Source organism: Streptomyces sp. NPDC107528, from assembly GCF_055639295.1.
The window spans coordinates 224,550-248,553 of the sequence record NZ_JBVKAV010000015.1 but is presented as its reverse complement, the minus strand read 5'-3'; the positions used below and the strand labels follow the sequence as shown (position 1 = coordinate 248,553).

Annotated in this window: 23 protein-coding genes; 7 read left to right on the top strand and 16 right to left on the bottom strand. The window is 69.2% G+C overall.

Annotated features, from left to right (window positions below):
* The first annotated feature begins 101 nt into the window (after positions 1-101).
* A complete protein-coding gene (locus tag ACZ7L5_RS39450) occupies positions 102-311 on the top strand; it encodes a PspC domain-containing protein (protein ID WP_328424202.1) in 210 nt (69 codons plus the stop codon).
* A 92-nt stretch (positions 312-403) separates the two neighbouring features.
* Here ACZ7L5_RS39450 and ACZ7L5_RS39445 read toward each other — a convergent pair whose 3' ends face one another.
* Positions 404-1,678 carry an MFS transporter gene (locus ACZ7L5_RS39445; RefSeq protein WP_471523252.1) on the bottom strand — a complete coding sequence of 425 codons (1,275 nt, stop codon included), beginning with the start codon at positions 1,676-1,678 and terminating at the stop codon, positions 404-406.
* 63 nt (positions 1,679-1,741) lie between these two features.
* Between ACZ7L5_RS39445 and ACZ7L5_RS39440 the strand changes: the two genes are divergently transcribed.
* Positions 1,742-2,695: a LysR family transcriptional regulator gene (locus tag ACZ7L5_RS39440; RefSeq protein WP_471523250.1), complete on the top strand. Its 954-nt coding sequence runs from the start codon at positions 1,742-1,744 to the stop codon at positions 2,693-2,695.
* Positions 2,696-2,780: 85 nt separating this feature from the next.
* Here ACZ7L5_RS39440 and ACZ7L5_RS39435 read toward each other — a convergent pair whose 3' ends face one another.
* Entirely contained in the window at positions 2,781-3,542 is a 762-nt protein-coding gene (locus ACZ7L5_RS39435) for an alpha/beta hydrolase (protein WP_471523248.1), read from the bottom strand.
* Positions 3,543-3,715: 173 nt separating this feature from the next.
* Here ACZ7L5_RS39435 and ACZ7L5_RS39430 point away from each other — a divergent pair, with 173 nt between their 5' ends.
* From ACZ7L5_RS39430 to ACZ7L5_RS39420, 3 genes are all read left to right on the top strand, one after another.
* Positions 3,716-4,879, top strand: coding sequence for an adenosine deaminase (locus ACZ7L5_RS39430; RefSeq protein WP_471523246.1), 1,164 nt, complete (start codon positions 3,716-3,718; stop codon positions 4,877-4,879).
* Between the two features lie 138 nt (positions 4,880-5,017).
* Entirely contained in the window at positions 5,018-5,383 is a 366-nt protein-coding gene (locus ACZ7L5_RS39425) for an ATP-binding protein (RefSeq protein ID WP_328879696.1), read from the top strand.
* A gap of 191 nt (positions 5,384-5,574) precedes the next feature.
* Positions 5,575-6,594: a sigma-70 family RNA polymerase sigma factor gene (locus ACZ7L5_RS39420; protein ID WP_363046717.1), complete on the top strand. Its 1,020-nt coding sequence runs from the start codon at positions 5,575-5,577 to the stop codon at positions 6,592-6,594.
* Here ACZ7L5_RS39420 and ACZ7L5_RS39415 read toward each other — a convergent pair.
* Positions 6,478-6,864: an STAS domain-containing protein gene (locus ACZ7L5_RS39415; RefSeq protein WP_471523244.1), complete on the bottom strand. Its 387-nt coding sequence runs from the start codon at positions 6,862-6,864 to the stop codon at positions 6,478-6,480. The genes ACZ7L5_RS39420 and ACZ7L5_RS39415 overlap by 117 nt on opposite strands.
* A 173-nt stretch (positions 6,865-7,037) precedes the next feature.
* Between ACZ7L5_RS39415 and ACZ7L5_RS39410 the strand changes: the two genes are divergently transcribed.
* Entirely contained in the window at positions 7,038-7,958 is a 921-nt protein-coding gene (locus ACZ7L5_RS39410) for an AEC family transporter (protein ID WP_471523242.1), read from the top strand.
* Between the two features lie 6 nt (positions 7,959-7,964).
* On the opposite strand, the gene ACZ7L5_RS39405 is transcribed toward ACZ7L5_RS39410, so the two are convergent.
* The 10 genes from ACZ7L5_RS39405 to ACZ7L5_RS39360 form a co-directional block, all read right to left on the bottom strand.
* Positions 7,965-8,558: a Uma2 family endonuclease gene (locus ACZ7L5_RS39405; RefSeq protein WP_471523240.1), complete on the bottom strand. Its 594-nt coding sequence runs from the start codon at positions 8,556-8,558 to the stop codon at positions 7,965-7,967.
* Positions 8,559-8,652: 94 nt separating this feature from the next.
* Complete coding sequence (locus tag ACZ7L5_RS39400; RefSeq protein WP_471523237.1) at positions 8,653-9,930, bottom strand: thymidine phosphorylase; 1,278 nt, start codon at positions 9,928-9,930, stop codon at positions 8,653-8,655.
* Between the two features lie 90 nt (positions 9,931-10,020).
* Positions 10,021-10,428 (bottom strand): cytidine deaminase, encoded by a 408-nt coding sequence (locus tag ACZ7L5_RS39395; RefSeq protein WP_328879701.1) that lies wholly within the window; start codon positions 10,426-10,428, stop codon positions 10,021-10,023.
* Entirely contained in the window at positions 10,425-11,699 is a 1,275-nt protein-coding gene (locus tag ACZ7L5_RS39390) for an ABC transporter permease (RefSeq protein WP_471523235.1), read from the bottom strand. The genes ACZ7L5_RS39395 and ACZ7L5_RS39390 overlap by 4 nt, the downstream gene beginning before the upstream one ends.
* Entirely contained in the window at positions 11,696-12,817 is a 1,122-nt protein-coding gene (locus ACZ7L5_RS39385) for an ABC transporter permease (RefSeq protein ID WP_328879703.1), read from the bottom strand. The genes ACZ7L5_RS39390 and ACZ7L5_RS39385 overlap by 4 nt, the downstream gene beginning before the upstream one ends.
* Positions 12,817-14,403 (bottom strand): ABC transporter ATP-binding protein, encoded by a 1,587-nt coding sequence (locus tag ACZ7L5_RS39380; RefSeq protein WP_471523233.1) that lies wholly within the window; start codon positions 14,401-14,403, stop codon positions 12,817-12,819. Before ACZ7L5_RS39380 ends, ACZ7L5_RS39385 begins: the two co-directional genes overlap by 1 nt.
* 219 nt (positions 14,404-14,622) lie before the next feature.
* The gene (locus ACZ7L5_RS39375) at positions 14,623-15,669 is read right to left on the bottom strand and encodes a BMP family lipoprotein (RefSeq protein ID WP_471523231.1); all 1,047 of its coding nucleotides are present in this window, start codon (positions 15,667-15,669) and stop codon (positions 14,623-14,625) included.
* Positions 15,670-16,003: 334 nt separating this feature from the next.
* A complete protein-coding gene (locus ACZ7L5_RS39370) occupies positions 16,004-17,059 on the bottom strand; it encodes a BMP family lipoprotein (RefSeq protein ID WP_363042511.1) in 1,056 nt (351 codons plus the stop codon).
* Between the two features lie 663 nt (positions 17,060-17,722).
* Positions 17,723-18,943, bottom strand: coding sequence for a M20 family metallopeptidase (locus ACZ7L5_RS39365; protein WP_471523228.1), 1,221 nt, complete (start codon positions 18,941-18,943; stop codon positions 17,723-17,725).
* A gap of 352 nt (positions 18,944-19,295) precedes the next feature.
* Positions 19,296-19,613 carry a hypothetical protein gene (locus ACZ7L5_RS39360; protein ID WP_471523226.1) on the bottom strand — a complete coding sequence of 106 codons (318 nt, stop codon included), beginning with the start codon at positions 19,611-19,613 and terminating at the stop codon, positions 19,296-19,298.
* 408 nt (positions 19,614-20,021) lie between these two features.
* On the opposite strand from ACZ7L5_RS39360, the gene ACZ7L5_RS39355 reads away from it, so the two are divergent.
* A complete protein-coding gene (locus tag ACZ7L5_RS39355) occupies positions 20,022-21,653 on the top strand; it encodes an alpha/beta hydrolase (protein WP_471523224.1) in 1,632 nt (543 codons plus the stop codon).
* A 116-nt stretch (positions 21,654-21,769) separates the two neighbouring features.
* Here the strand turns inward: ACZ7L5_RS39355 and ACZ7L5_RS39350 are convergent, their stop codons facing one another.
* From ACZ7L5_RS39350 to ACZ7L5_RS39340, 3 genes are all read right to left on the bottom strand, one after another.
* Positions 21,770-22,108, bottom strand: a complete 339-nt coding sequence (locus tag ACZ7L5_RS39350; RefSeq protein ID WP_471523222.1) for a hypothetical protein — start codon at positions 22,106-22,108, stop codon at positions 21,770-21,772.
* A gap of 190 nt (positions 22,109-22,298) precedes the next feature.
* Positions 22,299-22,556 carry a hypothetical protein gene (locus ACZ7L5_RS39345; protein ID WP_471523220.1) on the bottom strand — a complete coding sequence of 86 codons (258 nt, stop codon included), beginning with the start codon at positions 22,554-22,556 and terminating at the stop codon, positions 22,299-22,301.
* Positions 22,516-24,003 carry a hypothetical protein gene (locus ACZ7L5_RS39340; RefSeq protein ID WP_471523218.1) on the bottom strand — a complete coding sequence of 496 codons (1,488 nt, stop codon included), beginning with the start codon at positions 24,001-24,003 and terminating at the stop codon, positions 22,516-22,518. The genes ACZ7L5_RS39345 and ACZ7L5_RS39340 overlap by 41 nt, the downstream gene beginning before the upstream one ends.
* Position 24,004: the final 1 nt, after the last annotated feature.

Genomic DNA, 24,004 nt, shown 5'->3' with positions numbered 1-24,004 from the left:
CTTTGCCCGGTTCGTCGCCGTAGCGTGGATGTCAGATGAGGGAAGCCCTCGGGAGGCCCCACAAGGGGGCCTCCGGCCGACGCTCGCGAAGGAGCCGCACCATGACCGCGCTCGCCCGACCCACCAACGGCCGCATGATCGGCGGAGTGTGCGCCGCGCTGGCACGGCGCTTCGGCACCTCCGCAACGACGATGCGCGTGATCTTCCTGATCTCCTGCCTGCTCCCCGGCCCGCAGTTCCTGCTCTACATAGTCCTGTGGATCCTGCTCCCCTCGGAGGACAAGGCGAACAAGACGCGCGAGGCCTGGTAGCCATAGCCACAGAAACGACTGCGCCCCGCCGATGTCCGGCGGGGCGCAGTCGTTTCTGCCAGTGGGGACGGAGCCTACGAGCTACGCCCGCCTCAGGCCGCCGTAGCCAGCCTCCGCTGCTCAAGCCGCGCCGCCCGCGTGCCGAACACCGTGATCGTCACGACGCCGAGCACCGCCAGCAGGCCGACGCCGACCGTGCCGGCCCAGCCGCCCGCGTGGAAGGCCACCGCGCCGACCGTGCTGCCCGCGCTGGACCCGATGTAGTAGGCGGACTGGTAGAGCGCCGAGGCCTGCGCGCGGCCGTGGGTGGCCGTCTTGCTGACGGCCGAGGAGGCGGCCGCGTGCCCCGCGAAGAAGCCGCCCGTGATGAGGACCAGGCCGAGGAGGACCAGCGGGAGCGAGTCCGCCAGGGACAGCAGCAGGCCCGCCGCCGTCGTGGCGCCGGCCGCGTACAGCGCGCCGCGGCGGCCCAGGCGGCCCACCAGCCGTCCCGCCGTGGACGCGGACACAGTGCCGACCAGGTACACGAGGAAGATCGAGCCGATGACGCCCTGGGGCAGCGAGAACGGCTCCTCCGTGAGGCGGTAGCCGATGACGGTGTACACGCCGCCGAAGACCGTCATGAACAGGGCGCCGATCGCGTACAGACGGCGCAGCAGCGGGTTGGAGAGGTGGTCGCGGACCGCGCGGGCAAGGACGCGCGGACGCAGCGAGCCCGGCTTGAAGTGGCGCGGGGATGGAAGCAGCAGCCGGAAGGCCACCGCGCATGCCACCGCGATCACGCCGATCACGCCGACCGCGACCCGCCAGCCCCACTCCTGGGCGACCCAGCCGGTGATCACACGGCCGCTCATCCCGCCGACGCTGTTGCCCGCGACGAACAGTCCGATGGCCGTCACCAGCGCCTTCGGCCGGACCTCCTCGGCCAGATACGCCGTCGCCGACGCCGGCAGACCCGCCAGCGCCGCACCCTGGACCGCGCGCAGCACGACCAGGGAGGTCAGGTTGGGTGCGAAGGGGACCAGCACACCGACCGCCACCGCGACCGCCAGGGACGCCGTCATGACCGTACGGCGTCCGAACCGCTCCGACAGCGCGCTCATGGGCAGCACGAACAGCGCCAGACCACCCGTCGCGGCCGCCACCGTCCAGCTCGCCTCGCTCGCCGCCACCCCGAACTCACCGGAGATCAGCGGCAGCAGGGCCTGCGTGGAGTAGAGAAGCGCGAAGGTCGCGACACCGGCGAGGAAGAGGGCGAAGCTCATCCGGCGGTAGCCGGGGCCGCCCGGGGCCATTCGGGAGTCGACGACGGGGACTGAGGGTGCGGCGCCCACGGTGATGGACGCCCCGGTACTGGCGGGAGACATGCTTCGAAGCTACGTACGCCCCTACTCATCCGTCCAATGCATGGATTCGTCATAATCGTTCCCATGGCGCATCAGTACAGCTCACAGCATCGACTGTCACCATCCAGTGACACAGAAGACATGACGATGTTGCTCGCCCCCCGCCTCGCGTACTTCGCCGGCGTGGCCCGCACCGAGCACGTCACCCGGGCCGCCCAGGAGATGCAGGTCCCGCAGTCCACGCTCTCGCGTGCCGTGGTCCGCCTGGAACAGGACCTGGGCGTCGACCTGTTCGCGCGTCACGGGCGTACGGTCTCCCTCACCCCCGCCGGCCGCACCTTCCTCGCCTCCGCCGAACGCGCCCTCGCCGAGATCCGGCGCGCCGCCGAAGAGGTCCGCGCGGACGCCGACCCGGCCACCGGCAAGGTCGCCTTCGGGTTCCTGCACACCATGGGCGCCGAAACGGTCCCCGGCCTCATCCACGCCTTCCGCGCCGACCACCCCCGGGTCCGCTTCAGCCTGGTCCAGAACTACGGCGAGGCCATGCTCGAACGACTCCGGACCGGCGAACTGGACCTCTGCCTCACCTCGCCCGTCCCGGACGCCCCCGACCTGGTCGCCCGCCGCCTGGACGAGCAGAAACTCCGCCTGGTCGTCCCCGCCGATCACCGTCTGGCCGCCCGCAAGCGCATCCGCCTGGCGGAGGCGGCCGACGAGATCTTCGTGACCCTGGAACCGGGCTACGGCCTGCGCCGCATCACCGACGACCTGTGCCAGGAGGCCGGCTTCAAGCCGCGCATCGCCTTCGAGGGCGAGGAGGCGGAGACGCTGAGGGGCCTGGTGGCGGCGGGCCTCGGAGTCGCACTCCTGCCACCCCCGGCCGTACCGCGCCCCGGGGTCGCGGAACTGACGGTCACCGCCCCACGCGCGGCACGAGAAATCGGCGTCGCCTGGATGGCCGACCACCCGGACACGCCCCCGGTGGCAGCCTTCAAGAGGTTCCTCCTGTCGAGGCGGGGCAACTTGCTACCCACCTGAAGGGCAGCGCCCCAAGGGGCGCGGGGAACTGCGCGACAAGCCACGGTAATGCTGCACCCGCCAACGAGCCGATGTCCCAACGGCGCTAGCGCCGCAACGACTTACCGAAGCCGGCAGCCAACGGCATCCGCAACCCCAAAGGAGGCGGAGCCGCAAACGCATCGGCGACCGGCCGCGAGAACGACCGGCCGAACAGCACCCCCATGACGAAGTCCTCGGCCAACGCGAGGACTTCGTCCCGGTGCTGCTGCAACCCGTGCCGATCGGAGTGCACTTCGAACCGGCACACGTCCCGGTTCGCCTTCTTCGCCCGCTCCGCCAGCCGGAACGACAGCTCGGGATCGGTCCGCTCGTCATTGGTGCCGTGCACGAACATCACCCGCCGCCCCCCGAGCTGTTTCACCGGTTCGGGGGATGCCGCGACGTCCTCCTCCGGCAGCCAAGGAGCCATCGCCAGCACGGAGTTGACGGCCTCGTGGCCGCCCGCCCGCACCGCCGCCCGCGCACCCATGTCGACTCCGGCCAGGCACACGGGGACGTCACCGTAGCGGCGTACGACCTCGTCGGCGGCCCACAACGCGTCGCTCATGTGGTTCGCGTCGCTGCCGTTCCACCCGCGGAAGCGGTAGCGGACGACATGCGCGACCAGACCCTCCTCACGCCCCGCCCGCGCCAGCCGACGCCCGAGGGTGCGCACATGGGAGGTCGCCAACAACGTCGCCGGCTTGCGATGTGAGACCTCGTCACCTCCGGGCAGCAGGAGCACCACTCCGCTCACCGCCGTCGGCTCCGGCCCGATCACCTTGCCCAGCCGGACCCTGCGCACCGGCGTCACTTGCTGTGCCATGACAGAACAGTGTCAGAAGCGCGGGTGTACGCCACCCGTCCTTGGGGTCACCGTTACGTATCGACGGATTCGTACACCCGACGGATTCGTACACCAGGGGAGAAATACGCGACGGCGGCGGGGAAATCAGCGATGAAGGAGCCATCTACGCGCGTAGGCGTTAGAGTGCGAAAATGACGAGCGAGACTGCCCAGAAGGCGAACACCCCGAGCTCGGACCAGATCCGCCGGGCCCCGAAGGTTCTGCTGCACGACCACCTCGACGGCGGGCTCCGTCCCGGCACGATCGTCGAGCTCGCCCGCGAGACGGGCTACACCCAGCTCCCCGAGACCGACCCCGACAAGCTCGGCGTGTGGTTCCACGAGGCCGCCGACTCCGGCTCCCTGGAGCGGTACCTGGAGACCTTCTCCCACACCGTCGCGGTGATGCAGACCCGCGACGCCCTCGTCCGCGTCGCGCGCGAGTGCGCGGAGGATCTCGCCGAGGACGGGGTCGTCTACGCCGAGGTGCGGTACGCGCCCGAACAGCACCTGGAGGGCGGGCTCAGCCTCGAAGAGGTCGTCGAGGCCGTGAACGAGGGCTTCCGGGAGGGCGAGCGGATCGCGCGGGAGAACGGCCACCGCATCCGCGTGGGCGCGCTGCTGACCGCCATGCGGCACGCCGCCCGCGCGCTGGAGATCGCCGAACTCGCCAACCGCTACCGCGACCTGGGCGTCGTCGGCTTCGACATCGCGGGCGCCGAGGCCGGCCACCCGCCCACCCGGCATCTCGACGCCTTCGAGTACCTCAAGCGCGAGAACAACCACTTCACCATCCACGCGGGCGAGGCCTTCGGTCTGCCGTCCATCTGGCAGGCCCTGCAGTGGTGCGGCGCGGACCGGCTGGGGCACGGGGTGCGCATCATCGACGACATCCAGGTGCAGCCCGACGGCTCCGTGAAGCTCGGCCGACTCGCCTCGTACGTCCGGGACAAGCGCATCCCGCTGGAACTGTGCCCCAGCTCCAACCTCCAGACGGGCGCGGCCGACTCGTACGCCGCACACCCCATCGGTCTGCTGCGGCGGCTGCACTTCCGCGCCACTGTGAACACCGACAACCGCCTGATGTCCCACACCAGCATGAGCCGGGAATTCGAGCACCTTGTCGAGGCATTCGGCTACACGCTCGATGACATGCAGTGGTTCTCCGTCAATGCGATGAAATCATCGTTCATTCCTTTCGATGAACGACTCGCGATGATCAATGACGTGATCAAGCCAGGATATGCCGAACTCAAGTCCGAATGGCTGTTCCGTCAGACCAGCTCTACCAGCGGTTCTGAGGGCGAGGAGGGCTGACCGGGAGTTCTCCGTGCACACGGAATGCGGACGCCATTCACAATCCGTCCGCATTTCGATGTTTGCGGTGGCGTGCGGGGCGTGTTTACGGTCGAGAACCGCTCACAACCCCGTAACGAATTTCGAGGACTTACCTTCATGAAGCAGTCTGCTGCCAAGACCCTCGGTGTCGCCGCTCTCGGTGCCGCCTTCGCCGCCGCCGGTGCGGGTGCCGCGAACGCCGCGCCGGTCGCCCCGGACGCCGCCGGTTCGGCGCTGGACACCGTCACCCGGACGCTCCCGGCCGAGAACCTCTCCCAGGCGGCGCCCGCCGCCGGTGCGGGTCTCGCCCAGGGCGGTGCGGGTCTCGCCCAGGGTCAGGAGGCGCTCGGCGCCGGACTGGCCGCCGCCCAGCCGGCCGCCGAGCAGGCGCTGGCGGCGGGCCCGACCGGGCTGCTCGGCGGTCTGCCGCTGCAGACCCTGCCCACCCAGGGCCTGCCCGTGAACGGCCTGCCGCTCGCCTGAGCCACATCCCCCGCACCACGCCGCTGGGGCGCGCCTTGGACACCGGGTGCGCCCCAGCGGCGTGTTGTCGACCCTTTCTGAACTGCTGCTTTGTCCGCTCCGGGGGCCATTGTCAGTGGGCTGCGGTAGCTTCCGAAGGGTGGGGCGCGATGAGGCGCACTGCGGGATACGGCCACAGGGGTGGGTGGACGATGAGCGACGGCACGGCGACTACGACAACGGACCTGGACGTCAGGCTGGAGAAACACCGCGTCGAACTGACCGGGTACTGCTACCGCATGCTCGGCTCCTCCTTCGAGGCCGAGGACGCGGTGCAGGACACGATGGTGCGTGCCTGGCGGAGTTACGACAAGTTCGAGGGACGCTCCAGTCTCCGGTCGTGGCTGTACCGCATCGCGACGAACGTGTGCCTGGACATGCTGACGGCCGGCAACAAGCGGGCCAGGCCCATGGACCTCACGGAGTCGACCCCGCTCGCGCAGGCGGCGCTCTCGCCCCGCCCGGACAACACCTGGCTGGAGCCGATGCCGGACAACCGGGTACTGCCCAGCACCGAGGACCCGGCGGAGGCCGCGGTCGCCAAGGAGACGGTGCGGCTCGCCTTCATGGCCGCCCTGCAGCAGCTGCCGGCCAAGCAGCGGGCGGTGCTGATCCTGCGCGAGGTGCTGGCCTGGAAGGCGAGCGAGGTCGCCGAGCTGCTCGACACGACGGTCGCGTCGGTCAACAGCGCGTTGCAGCGGGCGCGCGCCACGCTCGCCGAGCAGCAGCAGCCGGGCGCCGAGGCCGCCGTGTGCGATCCGCTGGACGAGGAGCAGCAAAAGCTCCTGGAGCGGTATGTCGCGGCCTTCGAGGGCTACGACATGACGGCGCTCACGGCCCTGCTGCACGAGGACGCCATCATGACGATGCCGCCGTTCGACCTGTGGCTGACCGGCGTCAAGGACATCACGGGCTTCATGACGACGCTCGGCGCCCCCTGCGCGGGCTCGCGTCTGCTGCCGGTCCAGGTCAACGGGCTGCCGGGCTTCGCCCAGTACAAGCCGGACCCGGAGGCGGGCGGCTTCACGCCGTGGGCGGTGCAGGTGCTGGAGGTCTCAGACGGCCGGATCACCGGGTTCCACTGCTTCCTCGACACCAAGCGCTGGTTCCCGCTGTTCGGGCTCCCCCTCCATCTCGAAGCGGAGGCCCACCAGGTCGAGGAGGGCGTGTAGCGCCGGGTCGGGGTCCCGCAGCCGTATCCGGCCGCCGGCGCGCCGGGCGGCCAGCTGGAGCCGTGCCAGCAGGTCGACGGTGCCCAGTCCCGGGGGGCCGAGCCCTCCGACATCGCACACCACGACTCCCGCTCTGCCGGCCTCCAGCCGGGCCCGCACGTCGGCGCACAGCCCTGCCACCTCATCCCGGGTGACGGGGCCGGCCAGCACGAGTACTGCGGGTGTCATGGCATCCACGATCGGTAGACCGGGCGGCGGCTGATAACTCATCGCGGCCGGAGGCCCCGTCCGTCGCTCGCCGCCCGGTGTCCGTGCGCCGTGGGTGTCCGCCTGCCGGGATCACATTGACCCGGTGCCCTCCTTCCCCAGAGGGTTGGCTGTATGCCCCACGTATCAGCACCTCCCCGAATACCCTGCGGTTTCCTTTCCGCCAAGGAGGTGCCGTGCAGGGGGTGTTGACGGGCTTCGCGGTGATCGCGGTCGTCATCGGGGTGGGCTATGCGATCGGCCGGCGCGGCTACCTCGGGGACCACGGCCGCGAGGTCCTCACCAAGCTGGCCTTCCACGTGGCGTCCCCGGCGCTGCTGTTCACCACGCTCGCGCAGACCGACCTTTCGGTGATCTTCTCCAGCCGCCTCCTGGTGACCGCCCTGAGCACGGCCGCGGCGGCCGGCGTCTTCGTCGCGGTGGGTGTCGTACGGCGCTGGGGTGTGGGCCGTACGACGATCGGCGCGCTGTGCTCCAGTTACGTCAACTCCGGCAACCTCGGTATCCCGATCGCGGTGTACGTCCTGGGCGACGCCTCGCTGGTGGCGCCGGTGCTGCTGTTCCAGCTGGTCGGGGTCACCCCGGTCGCGCTGACGATCCTCGACCTGTCCGGCGGGGGCGGGAAGGGCCCGCTGTGGCGCCGCCTGCTGACCCCGCTGCGCAACCCGATCGCGGTCGGCTCGCTGGCGGGCGTGGCGGTGTCGGCGACGGGTCTGCGCATCCCGGCCCCGGTCATGGACCCCCTGACCCTGATCGGCGGCATGTCGGTCCCGGCGGTCCTGCTGGCCTTCGGCATCTCCCTGTGCGGCAGCACGATGCCCGGCCGGGGACCGGACCGGCATCCGGTGTTCCTCTCGGTCGCCCTCAAGTCGGTCGGCCAGCCCGCGGCAGCCTGGGCGCTCGCGGCGGGCGTCTTCGGCCTGCGGGGCGCTCCACTGCTGGACGTGGTGGTGACGTCGGCGCTGCCCGCCGCACAGAACCTCTATACGTACGCGTCGAGTTACGGGGTGGGCGAGCGGCTGGCGCGGGACTCGATCCTGCTGTCGACGGTGATTTCGGTGCCGGTGCTGGTGGGGGTGGCGGCGTTGCTGGGCTGACGTACGTCAGCCGATAGGGAACTCGCCGGTGTCGAGGCTCAGGTCGAAGGGTTCTGGCAGCTGGATTTGATCACCGAACTTGCCTGCGCGGAGCACGCGGTACACGTCTCCAGAAGGTTCACCGAACAGCGTAATCGTCGGTCCGCCAGGAGCCCAGGTGTCGATGAGGAGGTAGAGCGGCACGCCCGCCTGTGCGTAACCCGCGGCCTTCTTGATCCGATCATTGCTCGCGTTGGACTTGGAGGTGATCTCCACGACGAGTTCGGCCGCAGCTGCAGGAATGTAGTTCCCCTCCTCGGCGCGGAGCACGGCCTTCGGCGCCACCGCGATGTCGGGGATGTAGAGCCCGTCGCGAGACGGAATGGCCGTTCCCAGGGTCTGGTAAATGCCCCATTGCCTGGGAATCACCTGATACAGCTCACGCTGCACAAGGTCGGCAATGTCGTTGTGGGCGTTGGACGGCGGTGGCGCCACGGTGACGATCCCCTCGATGATCTCCACCTTGCAGCCCTCAGGCGCGTCCGTCTCCTCCCAGATCCGGACGAGGCCGTCCCACTCGTGGCCGTTGGCGGTCGAGTGGTCGACGGTGAGTGCGCTCATGGCGGTCTCCAATCGGTCGTCACCGATCCCAGCATGCCGAACGGGACCGGCGGAGGTCCACCGATCCCGTTCACCCGAAAGGGAAACCGCCTGGTCAGGCGATACGTTCCAGCACCACCGGCGAAGCCGTGAAGTCCGTCCCCGCCCCCGCGATGTCGTACGAGCCCTCCACCGACTGGAGGGCGTACTCGAAGCGCTCCGGGGTGTCGGTGTGCAGGGTCAGCAGGGGCTGGCCCTCGGTGACCGTGTCGCCCGGCTTGGCGTGGAGCTCGACGCCCGCGCCCGCCTGGACCGGGTCCTCCTTGCGGGCGCGTCCGGCGCCCAGGCGCCAGGCGGCGACGCCGATGTCGTAGGCGTCCAGGCGGGTCAGGACGCCGGAGGACGGGGCCTTGATGACGTGCTGCTCGCGCGCCACCGGCAGCGTCGCGTCCGGGTCGCCGCCCTGGGCCGCGATCATGCGGCGCCAGACGTCCATCGCCGAGCCGTCGGCCAGGGCCTTGGCCGGGTCGGCGTCCTTCACCCCGGCGGCGTCCAGCATTTCGCGGGCCAGGGCGATGGTCAGCTCCACCACGTCCGCCGGGCCGCCGCCTGCCAGGACCTCCACCGACTCGCGGACCTCCAGGGCGTTGCCCGCGGTGAGGCCGAGCGGGGTGGACATGTCCGTGAGGAGCGCGACCGTCTTGACGCCGTGGTCCGTGCCCAGGCCCACCATCGTGGAGGCCAGCTCGCGCGCGTCCTCGATCGTCTTCATGAAGGCGCCCGTGCCGACCTTCACGTCCAGGACCAGGGAGCCGGTGCCCTCCGCGATCTTCTTCGACATGATCGACGAGGCGATCAGCGGGATCGCCTCGACGGTGCCGGTGACGTCGCGCAGCGCGTACAGCTTCTTGTCCGCGGGGGCCAGGCCGTCGCCCGCCGCGCAGATCACCGCGCCGGTGCCGTCCAGGACCGACAGCATCTCCTCGTTCGAGAGGAGGGCGCGCCAGCCCGGGATCGACTCCAGCTTGTCCAGGGTGCCGCCGGTGTGGCCGAGGCCCCGGCCCGAGAGCTGGGGGACGGCCGCGCCGCAGGCCGCGACCAGGGGGGCCAGCGGCAGCGTGATCTTGTCGCCGACGCCGCCGGTCGAGTGCTTGTCGGCGGTCGGGCGGGACAGCGACGAGAAGTCCATGCGCTCGCCGGAGGCGATCATCGCCGCCGTCCAGCGGGCGATCTCGCGGCGGTTCATGCCGTTGATCAGGATCGCCATGGCGAGCGCGGACATCTGCTCGTCGGCGACCTCCCCGCGGGTGTACGCGTCGATGACCCAGTCGATCTGCTCGTCGCTGAGCTCACCGCGGTCCCGCTTGGTGCGGATGACAGAGATTGCGTCCATGGCCATGACTTTCCTTCCGGCCGAACATGTGGAAACGACACGGCCCCTCCGAGCCGCTCACTGGAGCAACTCGGAAGGGCCGCACGGGAGTTACTTTCTGAGGTGGCCCGGCCCGAAGGCCTGCGGCAGCATCTCGGACAGCGGCAGGATGCCCGCCGGGGTCTCCAGCAGCAGTTCCGGGCCGCCGAACTCGTGGAGCAGCTGGCGGCAGCGGCCACAGGGGACGAGGACGTCGCCCTCGCCGTCGACGCAGGTGAAGTGCGTCAGGCGGCCGCCCCCGGTGTTCTGCAGCTCCGAGACCAGTCCGCACTCGGCGCACAGGCCGACGCCGTACGACGCGTTCTCGACGTTGCAGCCGGTGACCGTACGGCCGTCGTCGACCAGGGCCGCGACGCCGACCGGGTATCCGGAGTACGGGGCGTAGGCGCGGGACATGGCGTCCCGTGCCGCAGCGCGCAGCTTGTCCCAGTCGACGTCGTGGGAGGCGGCCGGGGTCACTTGCCCTGGCCCTTCTTGTACGGCAGGCCGTCCGCCTTGGGCATCCGCAGGCGTTGCGCGGACAGCGTGAGGACGACCAGCGTGACGACGTACGGCGTGGCGGAGACGACCTGGTTCGGGACCTCGTTGGTGGTGGCGTACCAGGTGTAGACCAGGGCGCCGACCACCGCGGTGATCATCGACGGGGCGTACTTCTTGCGGATCACCAGCCAGATGGCACCGATGATCAGCAGGAGCGCGCCGAGCAGCAGCAGGGCGTGCACGTTCGTGGAGCCGCCGCGCAGGTTGAGGCTGTCGGTGTAGCCGAACAGGCCGGCGCCGAGGGCGAGGCCGCCCGGCATCCAGTTACCGAAGATCATCGCGGCGAGGCCGATGTAACCGCGGCCGCTGACCTGGCCTTCCAGATAGAAGGGGTTGGCGACGATGGAGAGGAAGGCGCCACCGAGGCCGGCCAGGCCGCCGGAGATGATCACGGCGATGTACTTGTACTTGTAGACGTTCACGCCGAGGGACTCGGCCGCGATCGGGTTCTCACCGCAGGAACGCAGGCGCAGACCGAAGGCGGTGCGCCACAGGATCCACCAGGTGCCGGGGATCAGAGCGATGGCGATCAGGGTCAGCCAGGAGACGTTGGTGACCAGACCGCCGAGCAGGCCGGCGATGTCGGAGATGAAGAACCAGCCCTGGTTGTTCAGGTCCCGCAGCCCGTCGGACAGGCCGGGCACCGTGAAGTGGCCGAGGGAGTCGATCGCCGGGGACTGCTTGGCGGAGCCACCCGCGTGGCCCTCGAAGGCGAGGGGCGCGAGGTAGCGGGTGATACCGAGGGCCAGGATGTTGATCGCCACACCGGAGACGATGTGGTTGACCCTGAAGGTGACGGTGGCGATGGCGTGCAGGACGCCGCCGATGCAGCCGCCGAGGATGCCGAAGACGACACCGGTCCACGGGCCCCACTGGAAGCCGGCCCAGGCGCCGAACCAGGTGCCGAAGATCATCATGCCTTCGAGGCCGATGTTGACGACGCCGGCCCGCTCGGCCCACAGACCGCCGAGGCCGGCGAGACCGATCGGCACGGCGAGCTGGAGCGCGGTGGACATCTGGCTGACGTTGGTGATGCCGTCGGCGCCGGTGATGAGGCGGACGATCGAGGTCAGCGCAAGGGCTCCGGCGATGACCAGGAGCAGGACGGGCCACGAGAGGCGGCGGCCGGTCGGTGCCGCGGGCTGCAGCGTGGGCTGGTTGACGTCGGTCGCCGAGGTCGGGGCGGTCATCGGCCAGCCACCTCCTTCGTGGTGTTGTTGGCGCCGAGGACGTGACCGGCGGCGAGTTCGGCGCCGACCTGGCGCTGCTGGCGGCGCAGGCCCCACTCACGGACGGCCTCGTAGGAGACGACGACCGAGAGCACGATCAGGCCCTGCATGATGACCGCGATCTCCTTGTCGTAACCGTGGAAGTCGAGCTCCGGCGAGGCCTTGTCGAGCCAGGCCCACAGCAGTGCGGCGAACGCGATGCCGACGGGGCTGTTGCGGCCGAGCAGGGCGATGCCGATGCCGAGGAAGCCGATGCCGGTGGGGAAGTTCAGGCTGTACGTGTGGGTGTCGCCGAGCAGGATCGGCAGACCGGCGAGGCCGGCGAGACCGCCCGAGAGCAGCATGGCGGTGAGCACCATGCGCTTGGGGTCGACACCACTGGCCGCGGCGGCGGTCTGCGAGGCGCCGGAGGCGCGCAGGTCGAAACCGAAGCGGGTGCGGTTGAGGACGACCCAGTAGGCGATGCCGAGCAGGACGGCGAGGAAGACCAGGCCGTAGATCTCGCCGGCGTCGCCCATGCCGATGCCGGGGACCCAGCCGGACTCGTGCATCTCGCCGGTGGTGTTGTTGTTGCCGACCTTGACGCCGAAGACGTCCGGCAGCCACAGGTAGGCGATGACCGACGTGGCGATCGCGTTGAGCATGATCGTCGCGACGACCTCGCTGACACCGCGGGTGACCTTGAGGACACCGGCGATTCCGGACCAGAAGGCGCCGGTGCAGACGGCGGTGAGCAGCAGCAGCGGGATCTGCAGGGCAGCCGGCAGGTTCGCGTGGGCGCCGACGATCGCGGCCATCATGGCGGCGAGCTGGTACTGGCCGTCGACGCCGATGTTGAACAGGTTCATCCGGAAGCCGATGGCGACCGCGAGGGCCGCGATGTAGTACATCGAGGCCTGGTTGATGATCAGGACCTGGATGTCCGAGAAGCCGAGCTGCTCGAACATCAGGGTGTACGGCTCGACCGGGCTCTTGCCGGAGGCGACCAGCACGATCGCGCTGAGCACGAAGGCCACGGCGAGCGCGATGACCGGGCCGGCCACCGCGAGGAGCACGCGCTCCTTGTCGAACTTCTTCATCAGCGGGCCTCGTCTTCGCCGGACTCGGGAGACTTGCGGATCTCGGGGGTGTCCGCCGGGGTCTCGGGGGTCTCGTCCTGTTCCAGATGACCGGTCGCGGCGCCGGTCATCGCCGAACCGAGCTGCTCAGGGGTGATGGTGGCCGGGTCGGCGTCGGCGACCAGCTTGCCGTTGTAGATCACGCGGAGGGTGTCGGACAGGCCGATGAGCTCGTCGAGGTCGGCCGAGATCAGCAGCACGGCCAGGCCCTCGCGGCGGGCCTCACGGATGTGGTCCCAGATCGCGGCCTGCGCGCCGACGTCCACACCACGGGTGGGGTGCGCGGCGATCAGGAAGCGCGGCTTGTGGCTCATCTCGCGGCCGACGATCAGCTTCTGCTGGTTGCCGCCGGACAGGGACGCGGCGGTGACGTCGATGCCGGGGGTACGGACGTCGTACTCCGTCACGATCCGCCGGGTGTCCTCCTGGGCCGCCTTCGGGTCCAGCCAGACACCCTTGGCGAGGGGCTTCTCGGTGACGTGGCCGAGGATGCGGTTCTCCCAGAGGGGGGCCTCCAGGAGCAGGCCGTGGCGGTGGCGGTCCTCGGGGATGTAGCCGATGCCCTGCTCGCGGCGCTTGCGGGTGGTCCAGCCGGTCATCTCCTCGTCGGCGAGGGTGATCGTGCCGGAGTCGGCGCCCTTGAGGCCGATGAGCGCGTCGACCAGTTCGGTCTGGCCGTTGCCCTCGACGCCTGCGATGCCCAGGATTTCGCCCGCGTGGATGGTGAACGTGATGTCGTCCAGCAGGGCCTTGCCGCCCGCCGCCTCCAGGCGCAGCTTGTCGACGGTGATGACCGGGCGGTCGGTGACCGTGGACTCGGCGGTCTCCGGCGTCGGCAGCTCGCTGCCGACCATCATCTCGGCCAGCTGCTTCGGAGTGGTCTCGGCGGGCACGGCCGTACCGACTGTCGTGCCGCGGCGGATGACGGTGATCTCGTCGGCGACGGAGAGGACCTCGCCGAGCTTGTGGGAGATGAAGATGACCGACAGGCCCTCGGACTTCAGCTCGCGCAGGTTGTCGAAGAGCGCGTCGACCTCCTGCGGCACCAGGACGGCAGTGGGCTCGTCGAGGATCAGCGTGGTGGCGCCGCGGTAGAGGACCTTGAGGATCTCCACGCGCTGGCGGGCGGCGACGCCGAGCTCCTCGACCAGGCGGTCGGGCTGCACGCCGAGGCCGTAGCGCTCGGAGATCTCCTTGATCTTGCGGCGGGCCTTGGCGCCGATGCCGTACAGCTTCTCGCTGCCCAGCACGACGTTCTCGAGGACGGTGAGGTTGTCGGCGAGCATGAAGTGCTGGTGCACCATGCCGATGCCGCGGACGATGGCGTCGGCCGGCGACGAGAAGGTGACCTGCCGGCCGTCGATGGCGATGGTGCCCTCGTCCGGCTTCTGCATGCCGTAGAGGATCTTCATCAGCGTCGACTTGCCGGCGCCGTTCTCGCCGACGAGGGCGTGGACGGTGCCCTTGCGGACGGTGAGGTGGATGTCGTGGTTGGCCACGACGCCCGGGAAACGCTTGGTGATCCCGGCGAGTTCGACGGCGGTCACCTGACCGTTGACCGCCGCTCCGGCCGGAGGGCTGCTGGACGCGTTGATGGCGCACTCTCCTGGGGACGGGGGTCGTCTACGCGCGTAGCGCCCCTATGGCCTGAAAGGGGCCGACGCACCGCGAACAACGGGGTACGGGGAACGCCCTTGGAAAGCCTCCCCGTACCCCGTCGAGCGGACGTAACCCCGGGGTTACCGCTGCTCAGGGTGTTGCTGCAATCAGCTGGACTTGACCTTGATCTCGCCGCTGATGATCTTCTCCTTGGCCGTCTTGATGGCGTCCTGCAGCTCGGTGTTGTCCGCGAACTTCGGGTTGGAGTTCGACAGGCTCACCTCGCCGGTCTTCAGATCGCCACGAACGATACCGGTCTCGGGCTTGCCGTCCTCGACCGACTTCGCCAGGTTGTACACCGCCTTGGCGACGTCCTTCATCGCCGAGGTCAGGATCGAGTCCTTGTACTTGGCGAGGGCTTCCTGCTTGTACTGGTCGGAGTCGACACCGATCGCCCACACCTTGTTGGCGGCGGCGGCCTCGATGACGCCCTGACCGGACAGACCGGCGGCCGCGTAGACGACGTCGGCCTTCTTCTCGATCTGGCCCTCGGCGGCCGACTTGCCCTTGTCGGGGCTGGAGAAGCCACCCTCCTCCGCGGTCTGCGTGAGGTACTGGGTCAGGACCTTGGCCTGCGGGTTGGTGTCCTTGACGCCCTGCTCGAAGCCGGCCTGGAACTTGTGGATGAGCGGGATGTCCACACCGCCCACGAAGCCGACCGTGTTCGTCTTGGTGCTCTTGGCCGCGGCGACGCCCGCCAGGTACGAAGCCTCCTCCTCCGAGAAGACCAGGTCGGCGACGTTCTTCGCCTCGACGGTGGAGTCGTCCACGATGCCGAAGGTGGTGTCGGGGAACTTCTCCGCGGCGCCCTTGACGGCGGCCGCGTAGGCGTAGCCGACACCGACGACCGGGTTGTAGCCCTGCTTGGCCAGGGAGGCCAGGCGCTGCTCCTTGTCGGCGTCCGTCTCACCCTCGGTGGGCTCGACGTCGGCCGTGTCGTACTGGAACTCCTTCTTCGCCTGCTCCAGGCCCGCGTACGCGGCGTCGTTGAAGGACTGGTCGCCCTTGCCGCCGACGTCGTACGCGATGGCGAGGCCCTTGCTGCCCTTGTCGTCCGACGAGGCGGACGTCGAGGTGCCGCCGCAGGCGGAGAGCGCGAGGGCCAGGGAGGCGGTCGCTGCGCCTGCGACCGTGATCCGGGAAATCCGGCGCATGTGTAGGTGCTCCTTAGTACAAGCGCCGGACGGTACAGCTCGGTACAGCTTCACAGCAACGGCGCTGGCTTCCGCCGCAGATTAACGCGCGTAGACCAGCCTGAAAACCCCTTCTGTCCACCTTGTTATGCGCCCGTGGCCAAGTCCACGCGTGACCTTGACCCGGGGCTTGCCGAAAGCAAAGCGGGAGGGGACGCGGAGGGCCGGGGACAGCGAAGGCCGGGGACAGCGAAGCGGGCGGGCACCCTCGGATGCCCGCCCGCTTCCAGCCGTACAGGTAGTACGACGCTGTACGACGTTGTAGAGCGTCGTACAGCGTCGTCGTCGACCGTGACTACTCGGTCTTGACCTTGATCGAGCCGTCGATGATGCCTTCCTTGGCCTTCGCCACGGCCTCCGTGAGACCCGGGATCTTCGCGAACTCCGGGTTGGACTCGGACAGGCCGACGCCGTTGACCTTCAGGTCGAAGGTCTGGGTGCCGGTCAGCGGCTTGCCGTCCTCGACGGACTTGGCCAGCGCGTAGACCGCGCCGCCGACGTCCTTGAGCGCGGAGGTCAGGATGTAGCCCTTGTACGAAGCCAGGGCGGCCTGCTCGAACTGGTCGGAGTCGACGCCGATCGCCCAGACCTTGGCCTTCGCGGCAGCCTCGATGACGCCCTGACCGGACAGACCCGCCGCCTGGTAGAGGACGTCGGCGTTCTTCTCGATCTGGCCCTCGGCGGCGGCCTTGCCCTTGTCGGGGCTGGAGAAGCCGCCCTCCTCCGCGGTCTGCGTCAGGTACTGCGAGAGGACCTTGACCTTGCCGCCGCTGGTGTCCTGGACGCCCTGCTTGTAGCCGGCCTCGAACTTGTGGATCAGCGGGATGTCCACACCGCCGATGAAGCCGACCGTGTTCGTCTTGGTGGCCTTGGCGGCGGCGACGCCCGCCAGGTAGGAGGCCTGCTCCTCGGCGAACACGAGCGAGGTGACGTTGTCGCCCTCGACCACCGAGTCGACGATGCCGAAGGTGGTGTCCGGGTACTTCTTGGCCACGGCCTCCATCGCGGGGCCGTAGGCGAAGCCGACGCCGATCACCGGGTTGTAGCCCTGCTTGGCCAGGGAGGCCAGGCGCTGCTCCTTGTCGGCGTCCGTCTCGCCCTCGGTGGGCTCGATGTCGGCCGTCTTGTACTTGAACTCCTTCTGGGCCTTCTGCAGACCGGCGTACGCGGCGTCGTTGAAGGACTGGTCGCCCTTGCCGCCGATGTCGTACGCGATGGCGAGACCCTTGGTGTCGCCGCTGCCGTCACTGTCGCCGCCGCTGTCGCTGCTGGTACCACCGCACGCCGTGGCAGCGAGCGCGATCGACGCGACCCCCACCGCGACACGGGTCAGTTTGGATGTCCGACGCATCGTGAAGTCCCCATTCTCCAAGCCCCGCAGTGGGTGCTGAGTTCGGCGCACATTAACGCGCGTAGACACTCCTGGGAACGGGGTTTCGCCCGGCCGTTATCCATTCGTGCCGATGGCCGGTTACGTCCTTGTGAACCACCGGATCGAAAGGCACGCATAGGGCGACAGCACCGGTGGTGCCTTCGCCACGATGGCGCTCAGGACCGCCCGCCATGGGGAAAGACTCCCCCCGCTCGGCGCGGCCCGCAAGCGGAGCGGAGCGTAGGGTGCAACGCCGCGCACGGCCGCGCCACAAAGGGGCGCGGGGCTGTGTCGACATGCGGGTCCGCCACGCGAGCGCGACCAGCCACGACGACGGACCCGCGGCCGCCATCCGGCTGCAAGCCTCTACGGCGACCGGCCCCCGCTTGACCCACGGCGTAGAGCGCGGCGGGTCGGGCAAAGCGCCGAGCACGGCAACGCCACAAAAGGGCACGGGCTGTGCCGAGATGCCGCTCCGCCACGCCGGCGCGACCAGCCACGACAGGCCCAGGCCCGTAGCCGCTATTCGGCTGCAAGCCCCAACGGCGACCGGCCCCGCTTGACCCACGGCGGCGAACGCGGCGGGTCGTGACCAACGCCGTGCACGCCACCCCGCGAAGGGTTACGGCGACTGGGTCACGCCTAACCCGCGGCGTCGAGCAGTGCTGCCGCCGTGAACAGCTCCACGCCCACCTTGATGGCGGACTCGTCCACGTCGAAGTCGCCTTGGTGCAGGTCGCGCCCGATCCGGTCACCGGGGACACGGACCCCCAGCCGGGCCATGGCGCCGGGAACGTGCTCCAGGTACCAGGAGAAGTCCTCCCCGCCGAGGCTCTGCTCGGTGCTCTCGACGGAGTCGGCGCCACGGCGGGCGGTCATGGCGGCGCGCAGCAGCTCGGTCGAGTCCTCGTCGTTGACGACGGGCGGGACGCCGCGGACGTAGTTGATCTCCGACTTGGCGCGGTGCAGATTGGCGACCTCGTCGATGGCGGCGACGACGAGATCGGGCGCCTGCCGCCAGGTGTCGAGGTCCAGGCAGCGCACGGTCCCGGAGAGCTCGGCGTGCTGCGGGATGACGTTGGGCGCGTGGCCGGACTCGATCCGGCCCCAGGTCACGGACAGGCCGCTGCGGGCGTCCGTGCGCCGGGTGACGACAGCGGGCACGTCGGTGACGACCCGGGCGGCGGCGGTGACGAGGTCGGTCGTCAGATGGGGGCGGGCCGTGTGCCCGCCGGGCCCGTCCAGGGCGATTTCCAGCCGGTCGCACGCGGAGGTGATGGGACCCACCCGCAGACCCAGCTTCCCGGCGTCCACCTTGGGGTCGCAGTGCAGGGCGAGGAACCGGCCGACCCCTTCGAGCACCCCGCACTTGATGGCGTCGAGGGCGCCGCCGGGGAGGACCTCCTCGGCGGGCTGGAAGAGGAGGCGGACGGGGCGGGGCAGCTGCCCGCGCCGGTGCAGCTCGGCCAGGACCAGGCCGGTACCCAGCACCACGGTGGTGTGCACGTCGTGCCCGCAGGCGTGCGCCCGGTCCGGCACGGTCGAGCGATACGAGCACTCACTCTTCGTGTCCGGGATGGGCAGGCCGTCGATGTCGGCGCGCAAAGCCAGCATGGGGCGCTCGCCGTCCCACTCCCCGATGTCACAGACGAGCCCGGTTCCGGAGTCGAGTACGCGGGGCCTCAGGCCGGCCTTCTCCAGGCGGCCCTTGATCGCGGCGGTCGTACGGAACTCCTGGTTGCCGAGCTCCGGGTGCATGTGCAAGTCGCGCCGGAACTCGATGAGTTCGGCACGGAGCGCCTCCGGCAAGGTGCCGGGGAGGGCGGCTTCCCCTGGGTGATCGGCCTCGGACTCTGGGGACATCTGTTGGTTCACCCTCTGAAGGGTAGGACGCCGAGGTGGCCAACTGACCCTCGATCAACAAAAGTTCAACCCGTTTGGGGAAGAAAATCTGGCCGCCCGACGCGTAGGTATCGATTTAGGTGGGTAAACTCGCCCAACTCCGTCGAGTCGATCATGAAATCGACGGAGAGTGAGGATCTCCCTCCCTCACGGATACCACGTTCAGCCGCGTCCCGTCGGTTCTGTTCATCTGTCGGAGCCCGGCGTCGGCGTTGCACCGGCCTCCCGGGAGATCGTCACGGCCTGCCCGTACGGCGGTACCGGCGAGGGCGGCCGCGGGCGACGGGGCGGATATTCGTGAACAACGGGGAGGTCAGCGACCCTCTATCGCCCGCCACACAGGACCCAGGTAATCGGAGAGTCCGGTTTCCTCCCGCCGCGCCAGTGCGACGAGGTCAAGTTTCCGGAGGTCACCTTCTCCGGAAGTCATGATCTCCCGCACCTCATCGGCCATCGGCAGCTGCTCCGGGGAGTGCGACGGCACGCCTGAGCCGTCCTCTTCTTCCGACGTGCGGAGGGCGTGGAGGATCAGCACGGCCAGCGCGATATTTCGCACTTCGAGCTGCACGGCATCTCGGAGCCTGGCGACCTCCTGAGCTGTGACCAGGGTGTCGCGTGCATCGGCCGTCATGTGTCTCATGGCGCTCCAGCGTGCCACTGCGACCAGAGCTGGCACGGGACCGGGGCTGCATGGCTTGTCGCGCGCGAATCCCAACGCGCTGATGATGTCGGCGAGTTCCTCACCGACCAGGTGGGCGGGGTCCGGCGCGTGTCACGCAGTTCGTTCCGGCGGACGTCCGCGACAACCGGCTCGCCCGTTCGGCTACGGCCGCGGCAGCCGGCTCGCCCGTTCGGCTACGGCCGCGGCAGCCGGCTCGCCCGTTCGGCTACGGCCGCGGCAGCCGGCTCGCCCGTTCGGCTGCGGTTGTCTCGCTCGCGCTGTCGTCCCGCGATGTCGTGGACACGGATGTGTCCGTGGAGCAGGGCGTTCCCGCCTCCGGGCACTCAGCCGACCAACTGAGTAGGACGGAGTGTGTCTATGCCTCGAATAGGTGGGCTCACGGCGAGCGGACGACGCCGTACCGCGGCCATCGCGGCCCTCGTAGCGGGCTCGACGGTGCTCAGCGGGCCGAACCCCGCCTGGGCAGGCGGCGCACCCACGCCTTCCGCGCCCGTCACACGGATCGACTGGAGCCGGTGCGTTCCCGGGAGCGAGTTCGACTGCGCGACCGTGAAGGTGCCCCTGGACTACAGCAAGCCAGGTGGCCGCACGATCGAACTGGCGGTCGTCAGACGTGCGGCGACCGACCCCGGTCGGCGCATCGGCACCCTCTTCTTCAACCCCGGAGGCCCCGGCGGCCCTGGATCCGTGCAGATGCCACAGAACTACGAGAGCTTCCCGCGCGAGGTGCGGGAGCGGTTCGACATCGTCAGCTGGGACCCCCGCGGTATCGGCAACAGCACCGCCATGAACTGCTTCGCGAGTCCTGAGGAAGCCGCCGAGTGGAACGCGAGCAAACCGGCCGGGTTCCCCGTCGGCGCGAAGGAACGGACGGCCACTTTCGCCGCGTACAGGGACCTGGCCAGGCGTTGCGAGAAGCGTGACCCCGATCTGATGCGGCACGTGTCGACCTCCGACACCGCCCGCGACCTCGACCGGCTCCGCCAGGCCGTGGGTGACGCGCAGCTCACGTACCTGGGGATCTCCTACGGCACGATACTGGCCGCCACGTACGCCAACCTGTTCCCCGACAAGGTCCGCGCCATGGTCCTCGACGGCAACTGGGACCCGCAGGCGTGGACGAACCACGGTTCCGACGACGACCCCCGCCTCCCGAGTTTCCACCGCCTGGGCTCGGACCGCAGCGGGGCGGCGACCCTGGACAAGTTCCTCAGCCTGTGCGGGGCCGCGACCACCGCCCGCTGCGCGTTCTCCGCCGGCAGCTCCGAGGCGACCCGGGCCAAGTACCACCAACTGATGCAGCGGCTGCGGAAGCATCCCGTGGGCACGTGGACCTATGCGGCCACGGTCGACAGCATTATGAACGGCCTCTACGTCGTCCACCCCGGGTGGACGGATCTCGCGGGCAGGTTGCAGGAACTGTGGCAGGGGCGCGTTCCCGAGCCGTCCCCGCTCCCGCCCCCGCCGGCGGTCCCGAATCCGAATCCGTACCTGGGCGAGGAGCAGGCGACCTCTGTGCTCTGCGGCGACAGCCCGAATCCGCGTGATCCCGGTGCCTTCGAGGCCCTGGAGCAGGCCGCGGCCGCCCGTGCGGGAGAAGCGGGACGCCACTGGACCTGGGCCACCGCGGGCTGTACCTACTGGCCGCTCTCCCCCGACCACTACCGCGGCCCGTGGAACACACCGACCGCGCATCCCCTTCTGGTCATCGGCAACGCCTACGACCCCTCCACCCCCGACTCTGCCGCGCGAGCCATGGCCCGGGAACTGGCGGACGCCCGCCTGCTCACCCTCACCGGGGTCGGGCACACCGCGCTGCTCAATCCCAGCAGCTGCATCCAGGCCCACGAAAGCCGCTACCTCATCGACGGCGTCCTCCCGCCGGCCGGGACGACGTGCCGGGAGCAGGACACGCCCCCCTTCACCACGTCCGAGCCGAGCGGCGGCATCGCCACCGGCGGAGGCGGGATGGCCACCGCGGCGTCCTGAACGCACCTGGACGGAAGCACACCGTTCCGCGGCCGCCGCCGGCTGCCGACGGGACCCTGGGCGGGAACCGGAAACCCGGTACGACTGCGGCGTTTCCGGCACACCCCTTCCACCGCTCAATCCGACAAGCTTTTCGTGGGGGCCGTCCCCTTCGCCGTCCGGAGTGCGGTGCAAAGGGCTCTGCCGTCGCCGAAGAACGGCAGGAGGAAAACCACATGCGCGAGGTGCCACCAGGCCAAGGGCCGGTCCAGGCCGGAGAGCCAGAGCAACGCGCCGACGCCCGCACACGACAACGGCCCGACAAGGGCCACACCGGCCATCTGGCGTGCCGTCATGGCCCCGATGGGGACGACCGACGTACGCCACGCACTACGATCGACCGCGATGTGCGTGATGGTCTGAAGGCGCTTGAGCGCGATGGCGTGGGCCGACTCATGCAGCACGAACGACGCCACCAGACCGAGTGTTGCCGTCTTGCAGAACCCCCAAGCAATTTCGGCGGGCACCTCGTCGCCTGAGCGTGCGAACCAGGCAAGTCCCGCGGCGAGAAGAAAGCCAAGGAATGCCAGAAGGGGCCACACCTGGGTGACTACTGCTGCGGCGACCGTACGTATTCTCAGGTCATTGCGGCTGTAGACCCTCGGTCTAGCTTCGGGACATCTCCTTGATGAGGTACTCACGACGGTTCTTCAGCCCCCGGTAGATGAACTGGGTGAATATCAGGACGACGGAGAAAACGAAGAAGAGGACGATCAGCGCTGTCGGATTCGCTACGCCCGCTTCAACGCCGAGTACTCCGCCGGCCTTTTCCTGCGTCTCGAAGAACAATGACCCGAAAAGGGTCTCTCGGCGGATCTCCTTGTCACCGTCCGTTGAGAACATCAGGATGAACAGCGCGGCCACCGCGGTCACCAGCGTGAGCAGGGCGGCTACGACGACGGGCTTCACGACCGACAGTGCCTTGTTCATTTCTTCTCCTCGACTCGCTTGCTTGGATTCCTTCTACCGCGTACCAGACGAAGAGACCGGTAGCGCCGACCAAGCATCCCATCACTGCCCACGGCGGAAGGCTGAGCATGCCCAGGCCGATCGCCGAAAGGGCGAGAATCACAGCCACAACGGAAAGGCCTAGGAACACGGAGAATGGATTGTCCTTCTCCGCCGGAAAGACGATGCTGATGCATGTGGTCAAGACCGCCCCACCCAGGCATCCCAAAAGCGCCTCTCCGCTCTGGGCTACAAGGTCGGGAGCGACGAAGCAGAGCACTCCCAGTCCGGGCACGGCGAACACAGCGAGCAGGACGACTTGCGCCTTGAGCAGGCGTCCGTAGACACGCCAGGCGGATTCGCCGGCGCCGGGCAGCAACCGCAGGGGCTGGGTGGCGGTGAACTGATAAAGGCCGCCGAGAGACAGGACCGTGAGGCCCCACAGCGGACTCACCGAGGGCCGAAGCAGCAGGTAGCCGAACAAGGCGACGGCCATCACCGCACCTGCCACGGTCTGCGAACTGCGCAGCAGACACCAGTCGTACGGACTCAGAAGGCGGTTCGGCGATCTGCTCGCCCACAGGGTCAGGTAGCGGGACTGTCGCACGTGCTGATTCGGGGCGAGCGCGAGGGCGATAGCCATGAGCACTGCCGTGAGGAGCACCGATACGGCGAACGTCGGCAGGGCCCCGTAGCGGTGCCAGGCCCATGAGACGGACGTGACCCACACGTGGTGGGGCCGCTTGGTGAGATAGGCAGTGCTCAGGGCCCCGAAGAACGTCTTCATCTGGACGGAGTAGACCGCGAGCAACGCGAACAGGGCCAGGACGGACAGGACGCTCGAGATACGCCTGAGTCCCACCAGGGCCCACAACCGTGTCAGCAACTGGTAGAGGACGCTCAGAGTCAGGTACGTCAGCGCGACAGGCAGGATCACCGATGCGGTGATGAAGGGAAGGGCGGACGGACCGAGCACCAGCAACGCGCTGACCGCGAGGGAGATGAGCCCGACGCCGGCCACGACTCCTGTCATCGCGGCCTCGTACATCAAGAACGCCGCCGAGCGTTCCCGGTTGGTGACCGGCAGCTGATAGCTCAGCTGGAGCATTCCCTCGGCGTTGATGAAGAGGACTTTCACGAGAAGGAATGCGATCTGCACCCACAGGACGAGGGAGACCGTCGAGGTGTCGAACAACAGGCGCCAGACAGCGCTGTCTCGGCCCACCGGCCTGAGGAACAGATAGGCGGAGACGCACATGACACCCAGGAGCAGGACGGCCGCCGAGACCGCGAACACCCGCACGGAAGCCGAACGCAGAACACCGACTCTGAGCACCCTGCGCCTGAAGAAGACGAGGAGCATG

What these genes read in the sequence shown, in the direction of transcription:
- ACZ7L5_RS39440 (WP_471523250.1), top strand. Translation starts at nt 1,742, where the DNA reads ATGGCGCATCAGTACAGCTCACAGCATCGACTGTCACCATCCAGTGAC.
- ACZ7L5_RS39420 (WP_363046717.1), top strand. Translation starts at nt 5,575, where the DNA reads ATGAGCGACGGCACGGCGACTACGACAACGGACCTGGACGTCAGGCTG.
- ACZ7L5_RS39365 (WP_471523228.1), bottom strand. Translation starts at nt 18,943, where the DNA reads ATGTCCCCAGAGTCCGAGGCCGATCACCCAGGGGAAGCCGCCCTCCCC.
- ACZ7L5_RS39390 (WP_471523235.1), bottom strand. Translation starts at nt 11,699, where the DNA reads ATGACCGCCCCGACCTCGGCGACCGACGTCAACCAGCCCACGCTGCAG.
- ACZ7L5_RS39425 (WP_328879696.1), top strand. Translation starts at nt 5,018, where the DNA reads ATGAAGCAGTCTGCTGCCAAGACCCTCGGTGTCGCCGCTCTCGGTGCC.
- ACZ7L5_RS39415 (WP_471523244.1), bottom strand. Translation starts at nt 6,864, where the DNA reads ATGAGTTATCAGCCGCCGCCCGGTCTACCGATCGTGGATGCCATGACA.
- ACZ7L5_RS39430 (WP_471523246.1), top strand. Translation starts at nt 3,716, where the DNA reads ATGACGAGCGAGACTGCCCAGAAGGCGAACACCCCGAGCTCGGACCAG.
- ACZ7L5_RS39435 (WP_471523248.1), bottom strand. Translation starts at nt 3,542, where the DNA reads ATGGCACAGCAAGTGACGCCGGTGCGCAGGGTCCGGCTGGGCAAGGTG.
- ACZ7L5_RS39385 (WP_328879703.1), bottom strand. Translation starts at nt 12,817, where the DNA reads ATGAAGAAGTTCGACAAGGAGCGCGTGCTCCTCGCGGTGGCCGGCCCG.
- ACZ7L5_RS39445 (WP_471523252.1), bottom strand. Translation starts at nt 1,678, where the DNA reads ATGTCTCCCGCCAGTACCGGGGCGTCCATCACCGTGGGCGCCGCACCC.
- ACZ7L5_RS39370 (WP_363042511.1), bottom strand. Translation starts at nt 17,059, where the DNA reads ATGCGTCGGACATCCAAACTGACCCGTGTCGCGGTGGGGGTCGCGTCG.
- ACZ7L5_RS39400 (WP_471523237.1), bottom strand. Translation starts at nt 9,930, where the DNA reads ATGGACGCAATCTCTGTCATCCGCACCAAGCGGGACCGCGGTGAGCTC.
- ACZ7L5_RS39355 (WP_471523224.1), top strand. Translation starts at nt 20,022, where the DNA reads ATGCCTCGAATAGGTGGGCTCACGGCGAGCGGACGACGCCGTACCGCG.
- ACZ7L5_RS39375 (WP_471523231.1), bottom strand. Translation starts at nt 15,669, where the DNA reads ATGCGCCGGATTTCCCGGATCACGGTCGCAGGCGCAGCGACCGCCTCC.
- ACZ7L5_RS39360 (WP_471523226.1), bottom strand. Translation starts at nt 19,613, where the DNA reads ATGACGGCCGATGCACGCGACACCCTGGTCACAGCTCAGGAGGTCGCC.
- ACZ7L5_RS39340 (WP_471523218.1), bottom strand. Translation starts at nt 24,003, where the DNA reads ATGCTCCTCGTCTTCTTCAGGCGCAGGGTGCTCAGAGTCGGTGTTCTG.
- ACZ7L5_RS39405 (WP_471523240.1), bottom strand. Translation starts at nt 8,558, where the DNA reads ATGAGCGCACTCACCGTCGACCACTCGACCGCCAACGGCCACGAGTGG.
- ACZ7L5_RS39450 (WP_328424202.1), top strand. Translation starts at nt 102, where the DNA reads ATGACCGCGCTCGCCCGACCCACCAACGGCCGCATGATCGGCGGAGTG.